The sequence below is a fragment of the Paenibacillus sp. MAHUQ-63 genome, from assembly GCF_028765165.1.
Classification (GTDB): Bacteria; Bacillota; Bacilli; order Paenibacillales; family NBRC-103111; genus Paenibacillus_E.
Map to the genome: position 1 here is coordinate 646,123 of NZ_JARADB010000002.1, position 21,543 is coordinate 667,665.

27 protein-coding genes are annotated in these 21,543 nt (G+C 51.1%); 26 read left to right on the forward strand and 1 reads right to left on the reverse strand.

The window, feature by feature from the left end; genetic code table 11:
* Positions 1 to 37: 37 nt before the first annotated feature.
* Positions 38 to 892, reverse strand: coding sequence for a polysaccharide deacetylase family protein (locus PUT07_RS11160; protein ID WP_274468047.1), 855 nt, complete (start codon positions 890 to 892; stop codon positions 38 to 40).
* Positions 893 to 1,073: 181 nt separating this feature from the next.
* On the opposite strand from PUT07_RS11160, the gene PUT07_RS11165 reads away from it, so the two are divergent.
* From PUT07_RS11165 to PUT07_RS11290, 26 genes are all read left to right on the forward strand, one after another.
* On the forward strand, positions 1,074 to 1,430 hold the full coding sequence (locus PUT07_RS11165) for a hypothetical protein (RefSeq protein ID WP_274468048.1): 357 nt from the start codon (positions 1,074 to 1,076) through the stop codon (positions 1,428 to 1,430).
* A gap of 245 nt (positions 1,431 to 1,675) precedes the next feature.
* A complete protein-coding gene (locus PUT07_RS11170; RefSeq protein ID WP_274468049.1) occupies positions 1,676 to 2,281 on the forward strand; it encodes a genetic competence negative regulator in 606 nt (201 codons plus the stop codon).
* A 128-nt stretch (positions 2,282 to 2,409) separates the two neighbouring features.
* A complete protein-coding gene (locus PUT07_RS11175; protein WP_274468050.1) occupies positions 2,410 to 3,912 on the forward strand; it encodes a DnaB-like helicase C-terminal domain-containing protein in 1,503 nt (500 codons plus the stop codon).
* Positions 3,913 to 4,005: 93 nt separating this feature from the next.
* Positions 4,006 to 4,716, forward strand: a complete 711-nt coding sequence (prsW, locus tag PUT07_RS11180) for a glutamic-type intramembrane protease PrsW (protein WP_274468052.1) — start codon at positions 4,006 to 4,008, stop codon at positions 4,714 to 4,716.
* A gap of 55 nt (positions 4,717 to 4,771) precedes the next feature.
* A complete protein-coding gene (locus tag PUT07_RS11185) occupies positions 4,772 to 4,927 on the forward strand; it encodes a hypothetical protein (protein ID WP_274468054.1) in 156 nt (51 codons plus the stop codon).
* A 108-nt stretch (positions 4,928 to 5,035) separates the two neighbouring features.
* Positions 5,036 to 6,409, forward strand: a complete 1,374-nt coding sequence (gene ypeB, locus PUT07_RS11190) for a germination protein YpeB (RefSeq protein ID WP_274468055.1) — start codon at positions 5,036 to 5,038, stop codon at positions 6,407 to 6,409.
* Positions 6,410 to 6,481: 72 nt separating this feature from the next.
* Positions 6,482 to 7,165 carry a flagellar brake protein gene (locus tag PUT07_RS11195; protein ID WP_274468057.1) on the forward strand — a complete coding sequence of 228 codons (684 nt, stop codon included), beginning with the start codon at positions 6,482 to 6,484 and terminating at the stop codon, positions 7,163 to 7,165.
* Between the two features lie 69 nt (positions 7,166 to 7,234).
* Positions 7,235 to 7,459 (forward strand): hypothetical protein, encoded by a 225-nt coding sequence (locus PUT07_RS11200; protein WP_274468058.1) that lies wholly within the window; start codon positions 7,235 to 7,237, stop codon positions 7,457 to 7,459.
* Positions 7,460 to 7,597: 138 nt separating this feature from the next.
* On the forward strand, positions 7,598 to 8,281 hold the full coding sequence (gene cmk, locus PUT07_RS11205; RefSeq protein ID WP_274468059.1) for a (d)CMP kinase: 684 nt from the start codon (positions 7,598 to 7,600) through the stop codon (positions 8,279 to 8,281).
* A gap of 1 nt (position 8,282) precedes the next feature.
* Positions 8,283 to 8,864, forward strand: coding sequence for a lysophospholipid acyltransferase family protein (locus PUT07_RS11210; protein ID WP_274468060.1), 582 nt, complete (start codon positions 8,283 to 8,285; stop codon positions 8,862 to 8,864).
* A 151-nt stretch (positions 8,865 to 9,015) separates the two neighbouring features.
* On the forward strand, positions 9,016 to 10,320 hold the full coding sequence (rpsA, locus tag PUT07_RS11215; protein WP_274468061.1) for a 30S ribosomal protein S1: 1,305 nt from the start codon (positions 9,016 to 9,018) through the stop codon (positions 10,318 to 10,320).
* 31 nt (positions 10,321 to 10,351) lie between these two features.
* Entirely contained in the window at positions 10,352 to 11,410 is a 1,059-nt protein-coding gene (gene fni, locus PUT07_RS11220; RefSeq protein WP_274468062.1) for a type 2 isopentenyl-diphosphate Delta-isomerase, read from the forward strand.
* Between the two features lie 124 nt (positions 11,411 to 11,534).
* Entirely contained in the window at positions 11,535 to 12,161 is a 627-nt protein-coding gene (locus PUT07_RS11225; protein ID WP_274468063.1) for a YphA family membrane protein, read from the forward strand.
* The gene (locus tag PUT07_RS11230) at positions 12,162 to 13,067 is read left to right on the forward strand and encodes a YIEGIA family protein (RefSeq protein WP_274468064.1); all 906 of its coding nucleotides are present in this window, start codon (positions 12,162 to 12,164) and stop codon (positions 13,065 to 13,067) included. It begins immediately after the preceding gene.
* A 6-nt stretch (positions 13,068 to 13,073) separates the two neighbouring features.
* On the forward strand, positions 13,074 to 13,253 hold the full coding sequence (locus PUT07_RS11235) for a capping complex subunit for YIEGIA (protein WP_274468065.1): 180 nt from the start codon (positions 13,074 to 13,076) through the stop codon (positions 13,251 to 13,253).
* 133 nt (positions 13,254 to 13,386) lie between these two features.
* Positions 13,387 to 14,712, forward strand: coding sequence for a ribosome biogenesis GTPase Der (gene der, locus PUT07_RS11240; protein ID WP_274468066.1), 1,326 nt, complete (start codon positions 13,387 to 13,389; stop codon positions 14,710 to 14,712).
* A gap of 13 nt (positions 14,713 to 14,725) precedes the next feature.
* Positions 14,726 to 15,334: a glycerol-3-phosphate 1-O-acyltransferase PlsY gene (gene plsY / locus PUT07_RS11245; protein WP_274468067.1), complete on the forward strand. Its 609-nt coding sequence runs from the start codon at positions 14,726 to 14,728 to the stop codon at positions 15,332 to 15,334.
* Positions 15,335 to 15,377: 43 nt separating this feature from the next.
* Positions 15,378 to 16,421 (forward strand): NAD(P)H-dependent glycerol-3-phosphate dehydrogenase, encoded by a 1,044-nt coding sequence (locus PUT07_RS11250; RefSeq protein WP_274468068.1) that lies wholly within the window; start codon positions 15,378 to 15,380, stop codon positions 16,419 to 16,421.
* 93 nt (positions 16,422 to 16,514) lie between these two features.
* On the forward strand, positions 16,515 to 16,781 hold the full coding sequence (locus PUT07_RS11255) for a stage VI sporulation protein F (RefSeq protein ID WP_274469294.1): 267 nt from the start codon (positions 16,515 to 16,517) through the stop codon (positions 16,779 to 16,781).
* 103 nt (positions 16,782 to 16,884) lie between these two features.
* Positions 16,885 to 17,064: a DUF2768 family protein gene (locus tag PUT07_RS11260; RefSeq protein ID WP_274468069.1), complete on the forward strand. Its 180-nt coding sequence runs from the start codon at positions 16,885 to 16,887 to the stop codon at positions 17,062 to 17,064.
* 18 nt (positions 17,065 to 17,082) lie between these two features.
* Positions 17,083 to 17,376: a 2Fe-2S iron-sulfur cluster-binding protein gene (locus PUT07_RS11265; RefSeq protein ID WP_274468070.1), complete on the forward strand. Its 294-nt coding sequence runs from the start codon at positions 17,083 to 17,085 to the stop codon at positions 17,374 to 17,376.
* 28 nt (positions 17,377 to 17,404) lie between these two features.
* Positions 17,405 to 17,989, forward strand: coding sequence for a nucleotidyltransferase domain-containing protein (locus PUT07_RS11270; protein WP_274468071.1), 585 nt, complete (start codon positions 17,405 to 17,407; stop codon positions 17,987 to 17,989).
* 36 nt (positions 17,990 to 18,025) lie between these two features.
* Complete coding sequence (locus PUT07_RS11275) at positions 18,026 to 18,382, forward strand: 2Fe-2S iron-sulfur cluster-binding protein (protein WP_274468072.1); 357 nt, start codon at positions 18,026 to 18,028, stop codon at positions 18,380 to 18,382.
* A 30-nt stretch (positions 18,383 to 18,412) separates the two neighbouring features.
* On the forward strand, positions 18,413 to 19,156 hold the full coding sequence (locus PUT07_RS11280) for a DUF3939 domain-containing protein (RefSeq protein ID WP_274469296.1): 744 nt from the start codon (positions 18,413 to 18,415) through the stop codon (positions 19,154 to 19,156).
* A gap of 308 nt (positions 19,157 to 19,464) precedes the next feature.
* Positions 19,465 to 20,943, forward strand: coding sequence for a stage IV sporulation protein A (gene spoIVA / locus PUT07_RS11285; RefSeq protein ID WP_274468073.1), 1,479 nt, complete (start codon positions 19,465 to 19,467; stop codon positions 20,941 to 20,943).
* 246 nt (positions 20,944 to 21,189) lie between these two features.
* On the forward strand, positions 21,190 to 21,462 hold the full coding sequence (locus tag PUT07_RS11290) for an HU family DNA-binding protein (RefSeq protein WP_145655310.1): 273 nt from the start codon (positions 21,190 to 21,192) through the stop codon (positions 21,460 to 21,462).
* The last annotated feature ends 81 nt before the right edge of the window (positions 21,463 to 21,543 follow it).

Sequence of the window (21,543 nt, forward strand, 5' to 3'; positions counted from 1 at the left end):
CAAGAGCCAGAATGTCCGAGGACGTTCTGGCTCTTGTTTATCTCATTTCCAGCTCAATCGAGTTCGGATCGACGAAGCTGTACCCTTTATCTTCAAGCTGCGTCAGGAGCGAATCCAATGCTTTGACCGTCCATGGCAATTCATGCATCAAAATATTGCTGCCGCCGTGGAGCTGCTTCATCACATTCTCGATCACCTTGTTCGGATCGTTCTTCTGGTTCGTCATTTCCCAATCGAGCGAGCCGTTGGACCATGTCATGTAAAGCATGTTGTTCGCTTTCACTTTCGCTTTCAAGTAATCGTTGCCTGAACCGAAAGGCGGCCTGAAAAATTGCGGAGCCTGGCCTGTCAGCTCTTTCACGATTTTTTGAACGTCATCGACCTGTTGATCGATCTGGGCGTTCGGCATGTCTTTCAAATTCTCGTGATCCCAGGCATGATTGCCGATGATATTGCCGCTCTCGTGGATAAGCTTGACGAGCTCCGGCTTTTGCTTGATGCGGTATCCGTTCAGGAAGAATATCGCTTTGGCGTTATGCTTCTTCAGAATATCGATCAACGATTGATTCATTTCAAGTTCTTTGGGCCCATCGTCAAAAGTCAAGAGAATGACTTTTTTATTCCCGTTCGGGTCATTCGGCACGATATCATAGTTTTTGTTCATATGATAATTCTTGGTGACCGCAGGCGGCTTGGACGGCTCTGGCGTCGGCGTCGGGCTTGCAGCTGGCGTTGCGGTCGGCGATGCCGCAGGTGAAGCAGTCGGCGCTGTCACAGCGGCGGTTGTAGGCGCTGCCGAGTCTCCAGCAGCGGCGCTTTTGGCAGGCGGATTGTCACTGCAAGCTGCTAGCAGCAGCATCATGCTGATTAATAATACACTGGCTTTACTCATTTTCTACGATTCTCCCTCAGACTATTTAGCTTTGCAGGTCAATGGATAAGTCTCTACATATAGTACCACATTTGCCGAAGAACATATCTCCTATGTTTTCCTACTTTCTCGAGGTATGCCCTCCGCCCATCTCGCACAACCTATGAAGGATTCATACTACATTCACATGGAGGGAGACCCAATGAAGATAGGTGCATTTTTATTAGGTGGCATTGCCGGAGCGGCTGCGGTCGTTTATTGGAATCGCAAAAGCAAATCGATGCTATTCTCCGCGTTCAGCTCTTCCAGCGAATCGATGGGGAAAGTCGTTGACAAGGCAAAAGACACTTTCGTAAACAAATCCTTCAACGAGTCCGCCGTCAAAAACTTTTCGAATATGGCTTCCAATTCAGCTTCAAACACTGCGGCAAACACCGGTGCAAACGCTAGCGGGGGCCTGAATCAAGTGGAGAAAATCGTCAAAGAAGACCCGCATTTGCGAGTGACGGTGAACGAAATTCTTGAAGCAAACAAGGAAAAAGCGTCAACCATCCAATAGATAAAGGCGAAGGCACAGTACGGCATACCCACGGGGCCGGCTGTGCTTTTTCTTTTTATACATAACTTGCGCGTGCATTTGGATTGAAATAGTGTTAACATGTAGGTGAAAACGATATGAGGAAACATGTCCATTTCGTTTTCCGAGGTTCACATTTTTGCTTTTTTATCATATTCTGTTTTAATAAGATGACCATGCTTTCGATGCAGGCTTTCCAGTCGGAAAGCTCAAAGGAGGATCCTATCATGAAAATAGAACGCTTAAGTCAGGATAAGATACGGATTTTCCTAACATTCGATGACTTAACTGAACGCGGAATTCAAAAGGACGACATGTGGAGAGAAATCCCCAAAGTACACGAGCTATTCAGTGAAATGATGGATCAGGCTTACTCGGAGCTCGGATTCGACCCGTCCGGCCCGCTTGCAGTCGAAGTGTTCGCACTTCCGGCGCAAGGGATGGTCGTTATAGTGACCAGAGGCAAGCTCGATCTGTATGCGAATTCAGACGCCTATGACGATCATGAACCTGAAGAAGTGTATGAGATGGAAGTAACGCTTGAACAAAGCGATTTGATCTCCTATGCGTTCCGTGACTTTGAAGATCTGCTGCGTGCATCCAAAGTAATTAATCCGCTGCTCATAGAAGGCGGTACCCTGTATTCATACAAAGGGAAATATATTTTACAGCTGGAACCTGTTGACCTCGAAGAAGCCAAATACCAAGCGCTAATCGCTGTCTTGTCCGAATATGGAGAGGCTGCTTCCGTGACCCAAGCGGTGCTGGAAGAGTATGGAAAGACGATTATCGCGGACGATGCCGTTAAGGTGCTCTGTCAACATTTCAAATAAACGCCTCTTCTCTCTTTTTTTTGTTGTTGAATGAAACAAGCATCTTCAAAAACGACTGTTTTTGTTGATGCTTTTTTTAATTGTAAGTGAATATAGGCATCCAGGTGTCGGGACGATGGGGGAGACGAATGATGAGCATAGACCATAAACGACTTGCGCCTACTTTAGCCGCGGTTGATTTGGATAGTTTGCTGACTTATTACCAGAAACAGATGCGTGAAGAGGCTTATCTCTATTTGCACAGAAGAGGAATTACCGAGGACACGGCGCAGACGTATCGAATCGGTTTCGAAATCGGCAAGATCGGCTTCTATGTCGATCAGAATCAGCTCGGGGATTATTTCGAGCACCGTGTTATCATTCCCGTCCGGAATTACGACGGCGAGATTGTCGACTTGATCGGACGGTCGATTGACAACAAAGAGCCGAAGTACAAAGCGCTGTACGGGCTCGATCAATTTTTGTTCAATTATCAGGCGCTTGAAGAATCCGATGAAGTCATCCTGTGCAACGGGATCTTCGATGTGCTTTCTCTGACGCAGGCCAAAGTTCCTTCCGTCTGCGTGCCGGACAACGGGGTTTTTAAGGAGCATCATCTGGCTTTATTCACAGGGAAGCGCGTCTATATTTGTATGGGGAATGACGATTCCGGCCGGAGAGAATCCGTACGTATTGAAGCGCTCCTGCGGGAGCAGGGGAACGAGACCTACATCATCTCCTTGCCGGAGACGATTCGCGATATTAACGATCTTTTCGTACGTGCGCAAAATCCGGTGGAGGCTTTCCTCGGCTTAGTCCAGCAATCGGTGGAAGAAGCGATGCTGGCTCCGGTAGCGCCGGATAATAAGAACAGTACCGTCTATCTGGAGGAATATATGAAGCGGTTCCGGGGGCAAGTGGCCAGCATTCGTACAGGCTTTGCCAAGCTGGACAATCTGCTCTTCGGCGGCTTCGGCAGCGGCCTGTATTTGCTGGCCGGCGCAGGCGCGATCGGCAAAAGCATGCTGCTCAAGCAGATGGCGGATCATATCGCTCTTGAGGAGACACCGGTTATCTATGTCTCTTGGGACATGACGAACTTCGAATTGTGGTCCCGCAGCATCGCGCGGATCCTTGGCGTCGAACCGCAGAAGGTGCTGGGCGGGAAAGTGGATCCGGAGCAAGTGGCGGAAGCGAACAAGCAGTATGGGCGAATCTCCAAAATGCTCTGGATGCTGGAGTGTACGATGAATACAACGTTGGATCAGGTGGCGGCCTCCATTGAGCGAATCGCCTTAATCGTCGGCAAAGAGCCGGTCATCTTCATCGATCATCTGCAGCGAATCCCGGCTGGAGAGGGTGCCGCGGCCCTGACCTGGCAGCAGCAGCAAGCGGCAATCGCCTATACGCTCAAGCAATGGTCGCGGGAGTGGGATTGCCCGATTATTGCGGCGACCGCCTTGGAGCTGGGCCAGGGGAACGTCCCTGACCGCGTTCAGGCGTCAGCGGATGTGGTCATGATCATGCAGCCGGGACAAGCGGAGGTGGCGGATGCGCAAGCGATTTCGCTGGCTCTGACGAAGAACCGCAATGGCACAACAGGGAATATTCCGCTGCTTTTCCATAATGATCGTGCCTTGTTTACGGAATAAAGCATGGCGATGTCATAGGAACATGTTATAATGTTAGGTGACATTCCGTATGAATGCGAATCGATTGTCTGAAGCGAAAGGGGGAGCCGCACCATGCAAGCACTGCCGATTATCCTAGCAGCCATAGCCCCCGGACTCTCACTGCTCGCTTACTTTTATTTAAAGGACCGATACGAAACGGAACCGATTCATTTGGTCATTCGAATGTTCGTATTCGGTGTTCTGCTCGTTTATCCAACGATGGTCCTGCAGCGTGCGTTGATTGAAGAGTTTGGCGAGGGAACCTTCATCTCTTCCTTTCTTCTGTCCGGTGGCGTTGAGGAGTTTCTGAAATGGTTCGTACTGTATCATTTGATTTTCAGGCATGAGGCCTTCGACGAACCCTATGACGGTATTGTCTATGCCGTTGCCGTCAGCCTGGGTTATGCGACGTTGGAGAACATCATTTATGCTTTCCTCCATGCCACTTCGTTCTCGGCGCTCATGATTCGCGCTCTGCTTCCGGTTTCGGCGCATGCGCTGTTCGGCGTCATGATGGGCTACTATTTGGGGAAAGCGAAATTCGTCCCGCATAAGGCCCGGAGATACTTATGGTTCTCGCTGCTGCTGCCTATTTTCTGGCATGGGTTGTTCGATTATATTTTGCTGTTGTTCACACAGAACTGGGTCTGGGCCATCATCCCGGTCATGGCGTTTCTATGGATTCGCACGATTTGGCGGGTTGACCGAGCGAACGCACACTCGCCGCTGCGCATAGCTTCGAGGGACGACAAGATTAAAGTGAGCAAAAGTGGGCAATACTGAACGGTATAGATGGTAATTCCTGGCTGGAGACCGGAAGCCGTTCGGGAGGGTGTACATGTCGACAACACGCGTGAAAGTTAAAATTCGCTGCCGCCAATGCGGCGAGAAGTTCGTCCTCAAAGGAAAGAAGGAAAAGGGCAAAATCGAAACCGGATTTCGCCAATGCATATGCAGCAACGAACAGGATTTTGAAGTGGAGACCGAGGAATAACGAGAGGCCATTCTTAACGAATAGGCCTCTTTTTGTTGTCATTCTTGTATAAACCTGTCTTCCCGCGCAAAAACTAAGCGCAAGTTAGGGAATGAAAGGAGTATTCGCGTGTATAAAAGATTAAGCATTGTTATGTTTCCATTCCTATTGCTCGCTTTGATCGGCGTTGGGGTGTGGGGGTACTTGGAGCATCAGGAGAAAAATACGATATTGATCAAAGCGGAAAATCAGTATCAGCGGGCGTTCCACGACCTCTCCTTTCACATGGATAAGCTGCACACGGAGCTGGGCAATACGCTTGCAGTGAACTCAACGTCGGAGCCTTCTTACCGCAAAGGTCTTGTTAATGTGTGGCGGCTGACCAGCCAGGCGCAGAGTGACATTACACAACTGCCGCTGACGCTGCTTCCGTTCAATAAAACGGAAGATTTTCTAGCGAATATGGCGAATTTCTCCTACCGGATGTCCGTTCGCGATATGACCAAGCAGCCGCTGACTGAAGACGAAATGAAAACCTTGAACGCGCTGTATACGCATTCGGCTGAAATTACGAATGAAATTCGCGGCGTTCAGGATAAAGTGATGGCGAACAACTTGCGCTGGATGGATGTGGAGCTGGCGCTGGCCTCCGAGAATGAAGTGCACGATAACGCGATTATCGACGGCTTCACCGTCGTGGACAAAAAAGTCGGGGCTTACGAAGAGTTGAACTGGGGTCCTGGCAGCTTGAGCGTCTTTTCCAAAAAAAATATCAGCATGCTCTCCGGCAACGATATGACGGCTGATCAAATCAAGCAGAAAGCTGCGCAGTTCCTCGGTTTGAACGATACGTCGGGCATGCAGATCGTGGAGAACGGCGGCGGCGCTCCCGAATATCAAAGCTTCTCCGTCGTCGTTCCGGGCAGCGACGGCAGCCCCAACAACGTGCAGCTGGACTATTCGAAGAAGGGCGGCCAGCTCATTTATTTTATGAGGCCGCGCGATGTGAAAGAGACCAAGTATGACTTGCGGCAAGCGCGCGATGTCGCCAACGAGTTTCTGGACGGGCATGAATATAAAGATATGAGCGCAGTCAGCTACGACCAGTACCAGAACATCGCGAACATTGTGTTCGCCAAACGCCAGAAGGATGTTACGATTTATCCGCAGCAGTTAAGTGTCAAGGTGGCACTCGATACGCTGGAAGTGCTCGGCCTTCAGGCGTCGGACTATCTGTTCGGCCAGAAGGAGCGCACCATTCCGCAGCCTAAGGTTACGGCGGCCGAAGCGCGCAAACAGCTTAGCCCGAAAATGAAGGTGTCAAGCGAGTCGCTTGCAGTAATCAATAACGAGCTCGACGAAGAAGTGCTCTGTCATGAGTTTACGGGAACCATGAACAATAACATCTATCGTGTCTACATCAATGCGGATTCGGGAGTGGAAGAGAAGATCGAGACCGTCCGTCCGGAGCAGGCGAAAGCCGCTGCCGACGCGGCCAAATGATGAGCGAAAGAAGCGGGCTTCGCGCCACGCTTCTTTTTTATGCTATTCAAATGAAAGCCACGTGGTATAATTGTGTCATATTATGTCGCGGAGGTGCAGAAATTGCTGCCCAAGGTCAATCAGATCTTACATATCCAAATCAACAGCATTGATGATGAAGAGTCCAAAATTGAATACAAATCCCGCATTGCGGATGTAACGGATAACGCGATAGTGATCGAAATTCCGATGAATGAGACAACAGGCCGGCTTAAGAAGCTGCATCACGGCGATGAGCTGAGCACGTTTTACATCGGTCAAGGAGGCGTGAAGCATTATTTCACCACATCGGTGATCGGTGAGCGGCGGGATGTGATTCGTCTTATCGAGCTGCGCAAACCCGAGCCCGAAGCGATTACCCAGGTTCAGCGCCGAAATTTCTTGCGGGTGCCGGCCGAACTGGAAATTGCGGTCAAGCTTTCCCCGCAGATTCAGTTCATTGGCGTGACAGAAGACGTGGGAGGCGGCGGCATTTCATTCGTATACGACGGCCAGGTGCCGATTGGCGTAGGCGCCGCCGTTGCCTGCTGGCTGCTTGTCACGTATAAGAATGGCAGCATCGAGCACATTCCTTTCACAGGCGAAGTTGTGCGTGTGAAGCCGATGGATACGGGCAAGCTGCTGGGGATGCTGAGCTTCGTCGAAATAACCGACCGCGACCGTCAGAAGATTATCCGGTTCTGCTTCGAGCGTCAGATGGATTTCCGCAAAAGATAAACGCATGAATTCTTCTCGGCATGGGCATACTACCAAGCAAAATGCCTATACGAGCAGGTGAATCTTCCAATGTCCGACGATTCCAAGTCAAAGTCCTACGAGCAGCTGTTTATCCTCTTCTCCGCCAAAGTAGAGAAGATGATCATCCGGACCGCGCTCGTTTTTTTCGTTGCGCTGCTATGCATCCAGGCGCTGCTGCAAATTCCTTACGTGCGCAAACATTTTACCCGGGTTGAACCGCTCGAGGGGAAGCCTTATATCCTGCCTCAGAACGAGAAGGGGGAGCGCTCATAGGCATACAGAATACGAATCTATTATCACGCCAAGTTTTGCATCTACCTATGTAGTGTGGTATAATTTGAATCAATTAGCAGGCAGTGCCTGCTTTTTTGTTCGTAAGGTATTGTGAAGTATGGTGGGAGGAACAGCAGCTTGGAAAAGTTCAATATTGCCATCGATGGACCTGCTGGAGCCGGTAAAAGTACCATCGCTCGGTTAGTAGCCGGAGCGCTTGGATTCGTTTACGTGGATACGGGAGCCATGTATCGGGCAGTAACATGGAAAGTACAGCAAGAAGGGCTGCAACCTGATCAAGAAGCCGAAGTGGCTGCTTTGGCAAGCCGTATGAAGATCGAGCTCATCCCCGGAGAGACAGGACAACAGGTTTTCGTTGACGGCGTCGATGTGACCAAAGAGATTCGCATGACGAACATCACCGACCATGTGTCCCGCATCGCCAGTTATGGCGCAATCCGCCAGCTGCTCGTTAAGCTTCAGCAAGAAATGGCCAGTTCCAAGGGCGTCGTGATGGACGGCCGGGATATCGGCACGCATGTGATGCCCGATGCGGAGATCAAGGTCTTTCTGACGGCCTCCGTGAAGGAACGCGCAGAACGCCGCTTCAAAGAAATGCAGAGCAGCGGGACATGCACGATGACGTTGGCCGAACTTGAACAGGATATCGCTCGTCGCGATCAATTGGATCAAGAACGAGAGATTTCGCCGCTTAGACAAGCTCATGATGCTGTGTTAATGGACAGCACCTCAATGACGATTGAAGAAGTTGTGGACGAAATCCTTGGGCTTTGCAAAGACAAAGTCGGAGGTGGCAAATAAGATGCTGTACCGCATCGGCAGGGCCTTATTTCGCTGCTTATTCACTTTATTCTTCCGCATGCGGGCAATCGGGATGGAGAATGTTCCTGCGCGCGGAGCGGTCGTGCTTTGCGGCAACCACACCAGCTTGCTGGATCCGCCGTTCTTGGGTACTCCGCTGAAGCGGAAAGTTCACTTCATGGCGAAAGCCGAGTTGTTCGACATTCCGGTGCTGGGCTCCATCATTGCGAAGGTTGGCGCTTTTCCCGTCAAACGCGGAGGCGTTAGCCGGGAATCGATACGCCTCGCCGTGCAATTGCTTCGCGATGGCAATATGTTAGGCGTTTTCCCGGAAGGTACCCGTAGCAATGCCGGGGGAATGGGCAAGAAGGGGGCTGCCAGCCTCGCACTGAAAGCTGGCGCAGCGGTCGTTCCCGTGGCCATTGTCGGCAATTATTCATTATTTCGCCGCATGACCATCGTGTATGGCAAACCGCTGGACCTTAGCGCTTATGAAGGAGCAAGTTCGGAAGATTTGGAACTTGCGACTGACGCTATTATGAAAGAAATTCGCCGTTTACATCGTGAATATAGCAAAGCTTAAACTTCATGTATGGAAATGAAAGCTTGGAATTATACTAACTTTACAAGCGAATGGTAGTCCTGAATGTGTTTGAAACAGAGTAGAAGCTTACATACTGCTTTGTGACTCATAAATTATTTCTTGTTGGTTGTACTAAGAGGAGGCTAATCTCATGTCAGATGAAGTAAAAGTTCAAGATCAAACGCAAGAAGCGCAAGAAACAGCCGTATCACAAGCAGAAGCGGAGCATGCTATGAACAATGTTGCCGTTCTGAAGAAAGGCGCTACCGTCAAAGGTAAAATCGTAAAGGTTGACGCAGATCAAGCTTTCGTGGATATCGGTTATAAATACGATGGTGTGATTCCCGTTCGCGAGCTTTCATCTGTAAGCCTGGAAGATGCAGGGCAAGCGGTTCAGCTTGGACAAGAAGTAGAATTGAAAGTGGTTTCGATCAACGACGCCAAAGAAACTTTGGTTCTGTCCAAACGTGTCGTGGATAACGAAAAAGCTTGGGAAACATTGCAAGGTCAGCTGGACAGCAAAGAAATTATTGAAGCTTCCGTAGCGGAAGTTGTCAAAGGCGGTCTGGTTGTGGATATCGGCGTGCGCGGTTTCGTGCCTGCTTCCATGGTCGAGCGTCAATTCGTTGAAGATTTCTCTTCTTACAAAGGCCGTACACTGCGTCTGCGTGTGAAAGAAGTCGATCGCGAGAAAAACAAAGTCATCCTTTCCCAGAAAGATGTGCTGGATGAGGAGTTCGAAGCGAACAAAAAGAAAATCATCGAAGGTCTTCAAGTTGGCCAAGTATTGGACGGTACGGTTCAACGCTTGACACAATTCGGCGCTTTCGTAGATATCGGTGGGATCGACGGTCTTGTACATATCTCCGAATTGGCTTGGCACCATGTAGAGCAAGCTTCCGACGTTGTCAAAGAAGGCGACAAAGTGAAGGTCCAAGTGCTTAAGCTGGATCCTGCGAACGACAAAATCAGCCTGAGCATCAAGGCAACGCAAGCTGGCCCTTGGTCCAAAGTTGAGTCCGATTTCAATGCAGGCGACATCGTAACGGGTACAGTGAAACGCCTTGCGGCATTCGGCGCATTCGTTGAAGTGGCTCCTGGCGTAGAAGGTCTGGTTCACATTTCCCAGATCGCACACCGCCACATCGGCACGCCGCATGAAGTGCTCAAAGAAGGCCAAGAAGTGCAAGTGAAAATCTTGGAAATCAATGCAGCAGAGAAACGCATCAGCCTGAGCATCAAAGAAACAGAGGAAGCTCCTGAAGCACCTGCAGCAGCGGCTCCTTCCGCTAAGCCGGAAAGAGAAAGACAACCAAGAGGCGACCGTGACCGCGGTAACGCAGCAAGCCATCAGAAAGAAATCGCCGGCAACGAGAACGTATCCTTGAGCAACCAAGGTATGTCCTTGACACTTGGCGAACGTTTCGGCGACAAATTGTCCAAATTCAAAAAATAAGTGAGACATGGCGTTTAGGGGGACCATAGCAATGCGCATTTCACGCAAGATGGAGCATGTCCATTACGCGCTGGAGCTTGGACAATCCAGACAGCAAGGGCTGTCGGATATCAAGCTTGTGCATAACTGTCTGCCTGAGACTTCCACGGATCACATGTCATTAAAGACCCAAATCGGCGATCTCATTATGAGTTCGCCGATTTTGATTAATGCCATGACCGGGGGAGCCCAGGAGACGGAAAGCATTAACCGCGAGCTTGCCGTCATGGCGAGAGAGAAGGGGCTGGCGATGGCGGTCGGTTCGCAAATGTCGGCTATCAAAAATAGCGAGGTGGCCTCAAGCTATCAGGTTGTGAGACGCGAGAACCCGAAGGGGATCGTGTTCGCGAATTTGGGAAGCGAGGCAACGGCCGATCAAGCGTTGAGAGCTATTGAGATGATAGAGGCGAATGCGCTGCAAATCCATCTCAATGTGATGCAGGAGCTGATTATGCCGGAAGGGGATCGCAGCTTCACCGGCATGCTGAAGCGGATCGAAGCGATCGTCCATCATGCTCCCGTACCGGTCATCGTCAAGGAGGTCGGCTTCGGCATCTTGAAGGAGAACGCCAAACAGCTGCAGGACATCGGCGTGCGGATACTCGATGTCGGCGGCTCCGGCGGCACGAATTTCGCCGCTATTGAGAATGCCAGACGTCCGGCCGCCATGGAATGGCTGAACGACTGGGGAACGCCGACGAGCGTCGCGCTGCTGGAGTCGCTGACCGTTTATCCGCCTGGCGGGGTGATCGCTTCCGGCGGCATTACGAACGCTTTGGAAGCGGCCAAAGCGCTTGCCCTCGGCGCCTCAGCCGTGGGTATGGCAGGCGCCTTCCTGAAGGTGCTGCGCGAAGAAGGGGCGGATGCGCTGCACCAATTTGCAGATGAATTGCATCATGGACTTATTCTTATTATGACAGCATTAGGTGCGCCGACGATCCGCGATTTATCCCGATGTCCGGTTGTGATCATGGGCGAAACGGCGGAATGGTGCAGGGCTCGCGGCATCTCCATAACTTCATACGCAGATAGAGCGAACCAGAGTAAATAATCAAAAGATTGCCATACTAAGGATCAGGCGGTGCTTCCCTCTCATGAACGGAGGGAACCTGCAGATCCGCAGGCCGGCGGCGGCATGCGCTGCGCTTGTCTATACATAGTAGGGTGGTCAGATTATGAACTCCGGTTATTTGTCTCTCATTCTCCTTTGTATCACGCTCATCTTGTTTGCCAGCGGATGGAAGGAGCTGTACATCGGAAGTATATCGCATAAGGGAATGCTTCTTTTTTTTGTCTTATGGGTGGCAGGTTCTTACTTTTCTGTAACCTTTAAGCACGTGCATGTGCATGTCGTCTATGTGCTCGTTTTTCTCATAGCTATCGGCATTCTCGTCGTAACGCAAGGATTCATACATAAGCTGCATTTGCTATCGATCGGACTTCTGCTAGGTTCACTCCACTTTTTGCTGCAGCAGCTGCTGGCCATGGATCCGATTCTCATCGTTCGCAATTCGGATTGGGATGTCGCCCTGCTTCTCGCATTCATTGTCGTCTTTCTGCAGCGCAGCGCGCTGGAGCAGATCGCCACCCTCTCAATCGGCTATTTGCTGGGCGACATGTATCAAGCGGGCATTCATCCGGTCGGGGGCTATCACGAGTTAGGCCACACGGTGTTCCAGGATCAATGGTGGCTCTCTGTGTTTACAGCCAGATCGGTGACCATCATTCTTCAAGCCATATATAACGGCTGCAAAAGTTTCATACGGAGTTGGTTCGAGCGCAAAGGAGGCTGGCGAAAGTAAATGGATTGGTTTTATTCGCATCGTTATACAATCGGCATCGTCATCGGTGTCATTTTCGGTATTTTGGCTCGGCTTAATATGCTGAGAACGGACTACCGGCAATACCCTACGTATCCGCATGGGAAAATCATCCACATTTCACTCGGCGTTATCGCTGCCGGGCTTGGGGCGGTGGCCGTACCCGCGCTGCTCGACAAAAATTATACGGCGGTAACGTTCCTGTCTCTAGCCGCGCAGCAGTTTCGGGATGTCCGCAATATGGAGAGACAAAGTTTATCGAAGATCGATGAGCTGGAGCTTGTGCCCCGCGGGGCTGCTTATATCGAAGGGATCGCAATGGTCTTCGAGGGACGCAATTACCTCGTCATTTTCTCGTCCTTCCTGGGGTCTCTCTTCAGCATCTTATTCGCCTGGTATTGGGGAGTTTTGGCCGGTGTGCTGTCCATCTGGATCGCGAATAATTTCAAGTCGGGGAAGAAGCTGGGGGAAATTGCCGATATCGAACCCGTGCCCGTCCGGTTGGACGGTCCCGATCTCTATGTCGGTTCCATCTATATTATGAACGTCGGGCTGAAGGATAGCCAGTCGCTCATCGCTGAACACGGGTTAGGCTATCTTGTTAAGCCCAAAAATCGCAACGCTCGGGTGACTTTGGCGAATCTTGGCCAACGGCAAGCGATTCTCCACGATATTTCGACACTGTTCGGCGCCTATCGCGACGAAGGAGAGCCCGCTCTGCGTCCTATGGCCAAGCTGGATATGAATACCGGTAACCTCGGTGTCCTGCTGCTGCCTCAGGAGAAGGATCCGGATAAAACCTTCATCGCCCTGCACCGGGTCCCCGTGTTGGAAAGTGCCGTACGTATGCCGTCTGAAGCAGGTGTCAATAAAAAGAAGGAGGCTTGATGCGCGATGTCCCAGATTCTCGCTATCGTTACACTGACGAAGGATCGGGTTGGCGGGGGGGCGCCTATCTTCGCGGTGGATCAGGAAGACGACCTTCAGCGAATGGCGTTCTCGTTGGAGAAAATCCTGGATGCCAATGCCCATGATTTGAAAAACGGTACGATCATTCTGGTCAAGCACTCCTGAGCCGGCAATGTCATGATGAAATTCATAACGGAAAGTCACAAAAGAGATTAGCCAAGCCGTGTCTTTTTTGTTATGATGTAAGTTGCGTATTTTTCCATGGCTGATCATGGAATTTTGAAGGAGTGAATATGAAGTGGCTAGACCAGTGCTTGCTATTGTAGGCCGACCGAATGTCGGCAAATCCACTATTTTCAATCGGATCGTAGGCGATCGTCTTGCGATTGTGGAAGATAAACCAGGTGTTACTCGCGACCGGCTCTATGGGGTTGGCGAATGGCTGAACACCTCGTTCAGCGTGATTGACACAGGCGGAATTGAAATTGACGGCGAAGATGCGATTCTCAAATCCGTTCGCGTGCAGGCCGAGCTGGCCATCGAGGAAGCGGATGTCATTGTTTTCATGGTAGATGCCAAGGCTGGGGTGACTCCTTCGGATGAAGAAGTGGCGCAGCTGTTGTTCCGTTCCAAGAAACCGGTTGTCCTTGCGGTGAACAAAGTCGACAACCTGGCTCGTCAAGACGATATTTATGAGTTTTATGCGCTTGGTTTCGGTGATCCGATCGGCATTTCGGGCTCTCACGGGATCGGGATCGGCGACCTGTTGGAAGCGGTTTGCGCGTTGTTCCCGGACAAGCAGGACGATGAGTACGGCGAAGAAGTTATTAAATTTGCCCTTATCGGGCGGCCGAATGTGGGCAAATCCTCGATGACTAACGCCATCTTAGGTGAAGAGCGGGTTATCGTAAGCGACGTAGCGGGAACGACCCGCGATGCCATCGATACGCCGTTCGAGCGGGACGGGCAGAAGTTCGTCATTATTGATACCGCCGGCATGCGCAAGCGGGGCAAGGTGTATGAGAACACGGAGAAATACAGCGTCATGCGGGCGATGAAAGCGATCGAACGTGCGGATGTCGTACTCGTTGTAATCGATGGGGCAGACGGCATCATCGACCAGGACAAACACATCGCCGGCTATGCGCACGAAGCAGGAAAAGCGGTAATCATTGTCGTAAATAAATGGGATATCGTCGAGAAGGACGATAAAACGATGCAGCACTTTACGCAGACCATCCGCGACCATTTCCTGTTCTTAAGTTATGCGCCGATCGTCTTCGTTTCGGCTAAAACAACCCAACGCTTGCATAAATTGCTGCCGGTGATCGTTCAAGTAGCGGAAAATCATGCGCTTCGCGTTCAGACGCATCTGCTGAACGATGTGATTTCCGATGCTGTGGCATACAATCCGCCGCCGACGGACAAAGGAAAGCGTCTGCGCATTAACTATGTTACACAAGTAGCGGTGAAGCCTCCTGTCTTTGTGCTCTTTGTGAATGAGCCTGAGCTCATGCACTTTTCATACGAGCGGTATTTGGATAATAAAATTCGCGCAGCCTTCGGTTTCGAGGGAACTCCGATTCGTATCCTGAGCCGCAGAAAGTCATCGGACAAAGAATAGGAGATGTGACAAGGTGCTTACAGTTTCCATCCTAACAATCGTCGTTGGTTATTTACTCGGATCCATCAGCTTTAGTTATTTATTCGGGAAATGGTTCAAGGGCATCGATATCCGCAAGCATGGCAGCGGCAATGCGGGCGCGACCAATACGCTGCGGGTGCTTGGCAAAGGACCGGCGATCCTGGTGCTGCTTCTGGATGCCCTGAAGGGCGTTGCCGCCGTATGCCTCGGCATATGGGCGGCTCCCGGCCCGGATGATATATGGATCCGCGTACTGTGCGGATTAGCTGCGATCGTCGGCCATAACTGGCCGGTTTACTTCGGTTTCCGCGGCGGCAAGGGAATTGCTACAACGATCGGCGTTATGGCGACCCTCTGCTTCATTCCGACGTTAATTGCCGGCTTGACGGCCATTGTCATCATTGCGATCACCCGATTCGTATCGCTCGGTTCCCTTATTTTAACAGCACTTTTACCTTTTCTTATTTGGGGAATGGATCGACCGCTGCCAATTCTGTGGATCAGCATCTTGCTGTGCGCGTTTGCGATTTTGCGCCACCGGACCAACATTGTGAAGCTCGTCCAGGGCAAAGAGAACAAGCTCGGCCAGAAGCGAGCATAGACGGGCGAGAGCGTCCGCTTACATAAGTGAAGGAGTGGTAACCATGTCAAGTAAAGTATCTGTTCTGGTAGCCGGCAGCTGGGGTACGGCGCTCGCTACGGTACTCGCGGATAATGGGAAGCAGGTGCTCTTATGGTCGCGGAACGAGGAGCAAGTCCGAGAGATTAATGAGAAGCACCGCAACAGCCGCTTTCTCCCGGATGTAGACTTATCCCCGTTGATCGTTGCGACCACATCGCTGCAGGAGGCGGTAGAAGGAGCGGACACGATTATTCTGGTCGTTCCTTCATCCGGCATGCGCGATGTCGCTTCGCAAATCCGTCCTTATTTGAAGCCGGATGCGCTCTTGGTCCATGCGACCAAAGGCTTCGAAACCGGTACGCTCAAACGGATGACCGAGGTGCTTGCCGATGAGCTGCCGGATATGGACGCAAGCCGTTTCGTCGTGCTGTCGGGTCCGAGCCATGCCGAGGAAGTGATCCGCCAATGTCCGACGACCGTCGTCGTTGCCGCCCAAGATCTGGCGGCGGCGGAGGCGGCGCAGGATCTGATGATCAATTCGTACTTCCGCGTCTATACGAACCCGGATGTAGCCGGCGTTGAAGTGGGCGGGGCGCTTAAGAACATCATCGCGCTGGGGGCCGGCCTGACGGACGGACTGGGCTTCGGAGACAATGCCAAAGCGGCGCTGCTTACCCGGGGCTTGGCGGAGATCGCCAGGCTGGGTACGACGATGGGCGCCAATCCGCTGACCTTTGCCGGCTTGGCCGGAATCGGCGACCTGATCGTAACGTGCACGAGCCAGCACAGCCGGAATTGGCGTGCCGGCAACAAGCTGGCCAAGGGGACGCCGCTGGAGGCTGTGCTGCAGGAAATGGGCATGGTGGTCGAAGGCGTGAAGACGACGAAGGCCGCCTATGAACTGTCGCGCAAATACGATGTGACGATGCCGATTACCGATGAGCTGTACAAGGTGCTGTTCGAAGGGAAATCGCCGCAGCTTGCGGCGCAGGACCTGATGGGACGCGTCCGAACGCATGAGCTCGAGGAAGTGGCCACGGACGCGCTCACAAATGTGTGGAAGTAGCCTACACCACAACCGGATTGCCCTCATACTATACCGTATAAGCTTTTAGTTCTTATCAGGTATAGGGAGGCGGCACATTTGGCAAACAAAGATATGTCCAAGGACGTATTGAACGTAGTCAAGAAGAAAACGGGTAAATCCGTATCACCTAAAGATATCGAGAGACTGGCCAGCGGTGTGAAACCTTCTACACTGCAAAGCGATGCTCAGCTCCGTCAGTTAATCAAGCAAGTATCCAGCTTGGTGAACGTGAAAGTCCCCGAAGAAACGGTGAATGACATTATTCAAGCGGTGAAGAGCTCCAAGCTGGACTCGAACAACATGCAGCAGCTGATGAATATGATGATGGGCAAAAAATAAAAAGCATGAAGGGGAGCTTGCTGCCCTTTATGCTTTTTTTCTCATCCTATGCTATACTTACTGGTGATTCAATTCGCAGATTTATACATAAGGAGTCAAAAATATGTCAAGTTTGGACAAAATGTGGGCGTCTTTCGTAGCCATCGGCTTGATGGTTGTCGCATCGTTGTTGATTTCGTACGCCAGAACGCGTACCAAAGGATGGGTCCGAGCCGTACTGTCGACCATCGCCTTTTTCCTCTTTATCCCCATTCTGTTATACATGCTGCTATCATTGTTCTAACTTGGAGGGAATTCTTGCATGCTGGAATTGAAAACACGCAAAACACAGAAAACGATAGAGCCGGATCCCGGTTTAAGCATTCTCGATCATGCCCTGAAAGCGGATGTGGAGTGGGGCTTCTCCTGCACGCGCGGGACTTGCGCCAGATGCCGCTGCTATGTCGCCGAAGGCCGGGAGCTGCTGTCGCTGCCTTCCGAAGCGGAGGAGGACCGCCTGGAGCCGGAAGAAATCGAACAGGGGTACCGGCTGGCCTGCCAATGCATCGTGAAGCAAGCAGGCCGTATTTCCGTTACGCATAAGCCTTATTTCTAACAAATAATGCCTGAAAGGTGTGGGCAACTTGGTCCTGTTGGAACCGTTATTCGAAGCGATTACGGCCATTCATACACAATTACAGCAAGTTCCTGGCGTACGCTGGCTTATCGGTGGCAGCTGCGGACTTTTGATGCATCAGGTCGATATCGGGAGAAGTCCAAGGGATTTGGATATCTATGTGGATGTGCACGATGTTGAAGCCATTCACCGCGCGCTGCAGCGCTATTCGACCGACACGCCGGCTTTCAGCCGAACACCGATCTACGCATCGATTTTGAGCCACTATCAGATCGACGGCCACCCTGTTGAGGTGGTTGGCGATTTCAAAGTGCAGGCGCTGGAGTCGTCGTATCAAGTGGAAGCGGCCTATTTATGGGAACGGCATAGCGGCCATACTGAGATCGGCGGGCAAGAGCTGCGGGTGATGCCGCTCGCGCACGAGCTGGTGTTTAACATTCTCCGCAACCGGCCGGACCGCTATGAAGCTATTTATCGAACGATGCGCCAGTATCCGGAGCAGCATATGCAGGCGTTACATGATTTGCTTGAAAGAAACAGCTGGGGTACACCGTTTCGAAGAGAATTGGATCGGTTGATAGATTCACTCTGACGGATCAGGATGAACGCAGACAAGAAGGTGAACCAGATGAATGGACCGATTGTACATTTTTGGCCGGATAACAAACAAATCGGCGTCCGGGCGGGTACGACGCTGCTGGACGCGGGGCGCAAAGCGAAGGTGCACATCCGTACGCGCTGTGGGGGCAAGGCGGCTTGTCTCATGTGCAAGGTGAAGGTGAGCGATCCCGCCGGCAGCGGACTCGCGCCGATGAATGTGAATGAGCGGCTGAAGCTTGGCTCAGGGGCCGAAGAGGGCTACAGGCTGGCGTGCCAGGCCCGCGTCACAGGCTCCGTAGAGGTGACGATACCGGAGGACCCTCTTAAGGCGGCCATTCGCGCACAGCTTGCTAGACAAGCCGCTGAGGATGACGATTTATTTTAGTAACCGAGATAGGATGATGGAATCGTGAAAATGGCAAGCTGCCTCGGGCGAGGCACATGGGTTGGGCTGATCTTGAGTGTGCTCCTGCTGCTTAGCGGATGCGCCTACCCGAAGGAATTGCGGAAAGAAAATCAGATCAACCCGGCTGAATTCATTACGGTCGTTCAACAGGCGGTTGATCTCTACCACCAGAAACACGGCGTGCTGCCGATCAAAAATAGCGATATGAGCACACCGCTCTATGAGAAATATGTGATTGATTTCGCCAAATTGACGAAAGCGAACTATTTGAGCGCCGTCCCGGCCAATGCGTTTGAGAGCGGCGGTATATTCCTGTATGTGCTCGTGGATCCGGAGACGAAGCCTACCGTGAAATTGATGGATTTATCGGCCTACCAGAGCGTAGACGACGTGCAGAAGAAGATCAATGACTACAAAGTCAGCCATAACGGCAATCTGCCTGCAGGCATCGCTATTAATGAGGCGTTCGATTATGTAGATTTCGATAAACTCGGAATGAAAGCGCCGGAGATCAAATCGGTCTATAACCGGCAGAACCTCATAACCTATCTGGTCAATAAACAGACAGGGGATGTCAGTATCGATTATGCGATGGATATTCATAAGCTGATTCAAGACAAGTCCCTTGCCGGCACACTGAAGGCGGAGCAGGATTTGCGTGAACTGCTCGTGAACCAAACGCTGTTCGTCCCGATTCGCAGCGTGCCTTATCGTTGGCAGAATAGTCAGCCACTTCCGCAAGTTACCCCATAATGGCAAACCTCTTACAGGAATCTGTAAGAGGTTTTTTTCATTTTTCAGAATATCATGCTTATTCCGTTCATATATTTTTTCAGGTGTGATGAGTCTTTGATCTCTCGCAGATCAACCGTCCCTGCGCATGGTTCTATAAGGAAAGCCATATGTGCTTCATAAAATATGAGCTCCAAAAAAAAGATATGGCGCATCTATCATATTTCTATCGAAAGTACATATATTTCTTACTAGTCCAAATGAATGTACGAGTAGTCAATTGTAACCGTCTCAAGTCAGTTGACGACCAAACTGTAGGAGGGATTCTCTTGGAGAAAGTGGATATCTTTAAGGACATTGCAGAACGAACGGGAGGGGACATTTACCTGGGGGTTGTTGGCGCAGTCCGTACAGGCAAGTCAACCTTTATCAAGCGTTTTGTGGAATCTGTAGTGCTTCCGAACATTCAAAGTGAAGCGGATAGGATCCGGGCTACCGATGAACTCCCGCAGAGCGCTGCTGGCCGCACGATCATGACAACGGAGCCGAAGTTCGTACCGAACACGGCGGTTCAAATATCCGTGGCCGAAGGACTCAATGTGAATGTCCGGCTAGTTGATTGTGTAGGGTATGCAGTCGATGGCGCCAAAGGCTATGAAGACGAGAATGGCCCGCGTATGATCAATACACCGTGGTTCGACGAGCCGATTCCGTTCCAGGAAGCGGCGGAAATCGGAACGCGCAAAGTGATTCAGGAGCATTCGACGCTTGGCGTTGTGGTAACGACCGACGGTACGATTTCGGATATTCCGAGATCTTCCTACGTCCTGGCTGAGGAGAGAGTCATCAATGAACTGAAGGAAGTCGGCAAACCGTTCATCGTGATCATCAACTCGCAGAAGCCGAATGGCGAGCCGGCGCTTGAACTGCGCAGCGAGCTGCAAAGCCGTTACGATGTGCCGGTCGTTACGATGAGCGTAGCCAATGCAGGCGAAGAAGAAATGGTATCCGTCCTGCGTGAAGTGCTGTACGAATTCCCGGTTCACGAAGTGAATGTGAACCTGCCAAGCTGGGTGATGGTTCTTGCTGAGAACCACTGGCTGCGGACTCAATTCGAAAATTCCGTACGCGATACGGTTCAAGATATTCGACGTTTGCGCGATGTGGATCGAGTTGTCAGTCAATTCGCTGAATATGAATTTATCGATAAGGCTGCGCTCGCCGGTCTGAACATGGGGCAAGGGGTTGCCGAGATTGACCTCTTCGCGCCGGATGAGCTCTACGACCGCATCTTGGTCGAGGTCGTCGGCGTAGAAATTCGAGGCAAGGATCATCTCCTGCAGCTCATGCAAGATTTCACGCATGCGAAGCGGGAATACGATCAATTCGCGGAAGCGCTGGAGATGGTGAAGACGACGGGCTACGGCATCGCGCCTCCGACGCTGGCTGAGATGGCGCTCGATGAGCCGGAGCTCATTCGCCAAGGCTCGAGATTCGGCGTCCGCTTAAGGGCGACAGCGCCGTCCATCCATATGATCCGCGTGGACGTAGAGTCCGAATTCTCGCCGATTATCGGAACGGAGAAGCAAAGTGAGGAGCTTGTCCGCTATCTGATGCAGGATTTCGAGGATAACCCGCTCAAAATTTGGGAGTCGGACATTTTCGGAAGATCGCTCCACTCCATCGTGCGGGAAGGCATTCAAGGGAAGCTTGCCCAAATGCCGGATAATGCGCGCTACAAATTGCAGGAAACTTTGGGACGCATCATCAATGAAGGCTCTGGCGGGTTAATTGCCATTATCTTGTAAAATGAAGACAAAAAATCACTCGAAAGAGTGTTTTTTGTCGTTTTATAGCAAAAATACCCACATAAAATGGAAATCCGTACTTGAAATTGAGATCGTAGTATATTACTATGAATTTATTCGTCTGCTTTCGAAGTTCATTTAGTCTAAGAAAATCAACGTTTTTTCATTTGATCATGTATATTTTCTGAGGAAACGGTGAAAACAGGAAGTAACGGAAGTGAGAAATCTTGGGGGGAGGTGAATGGCATGAATAAATCTGAATTGATTAACAAGGTTGCTGAAACCTCTGAGCTTTCCAAGAAAGATGCAACGAAAGCGGTTGACGCTGTTTTCGAAGCGATTTCCGAAGCGCTGCAAGGCGGAGATAAAGTACAACTCGTTGGATTCGGTAACTTTGAAGTTCGTGAACGTTCTGCTCGTAAAGGACGTAATCCGCAGACTGGTGATGAAATCGAAATCCCGGCTAGCAAAATTCCAGCTTTCAAACCTGGTAAAGCACTTAAGGATGGCATTCAATAATTGCGTTTTACATACGTCCGAACGTTATATATCTACAAAGCCGTGGCCGCTAAATGCTGTCGCGGCTTTATTTATCGTTAG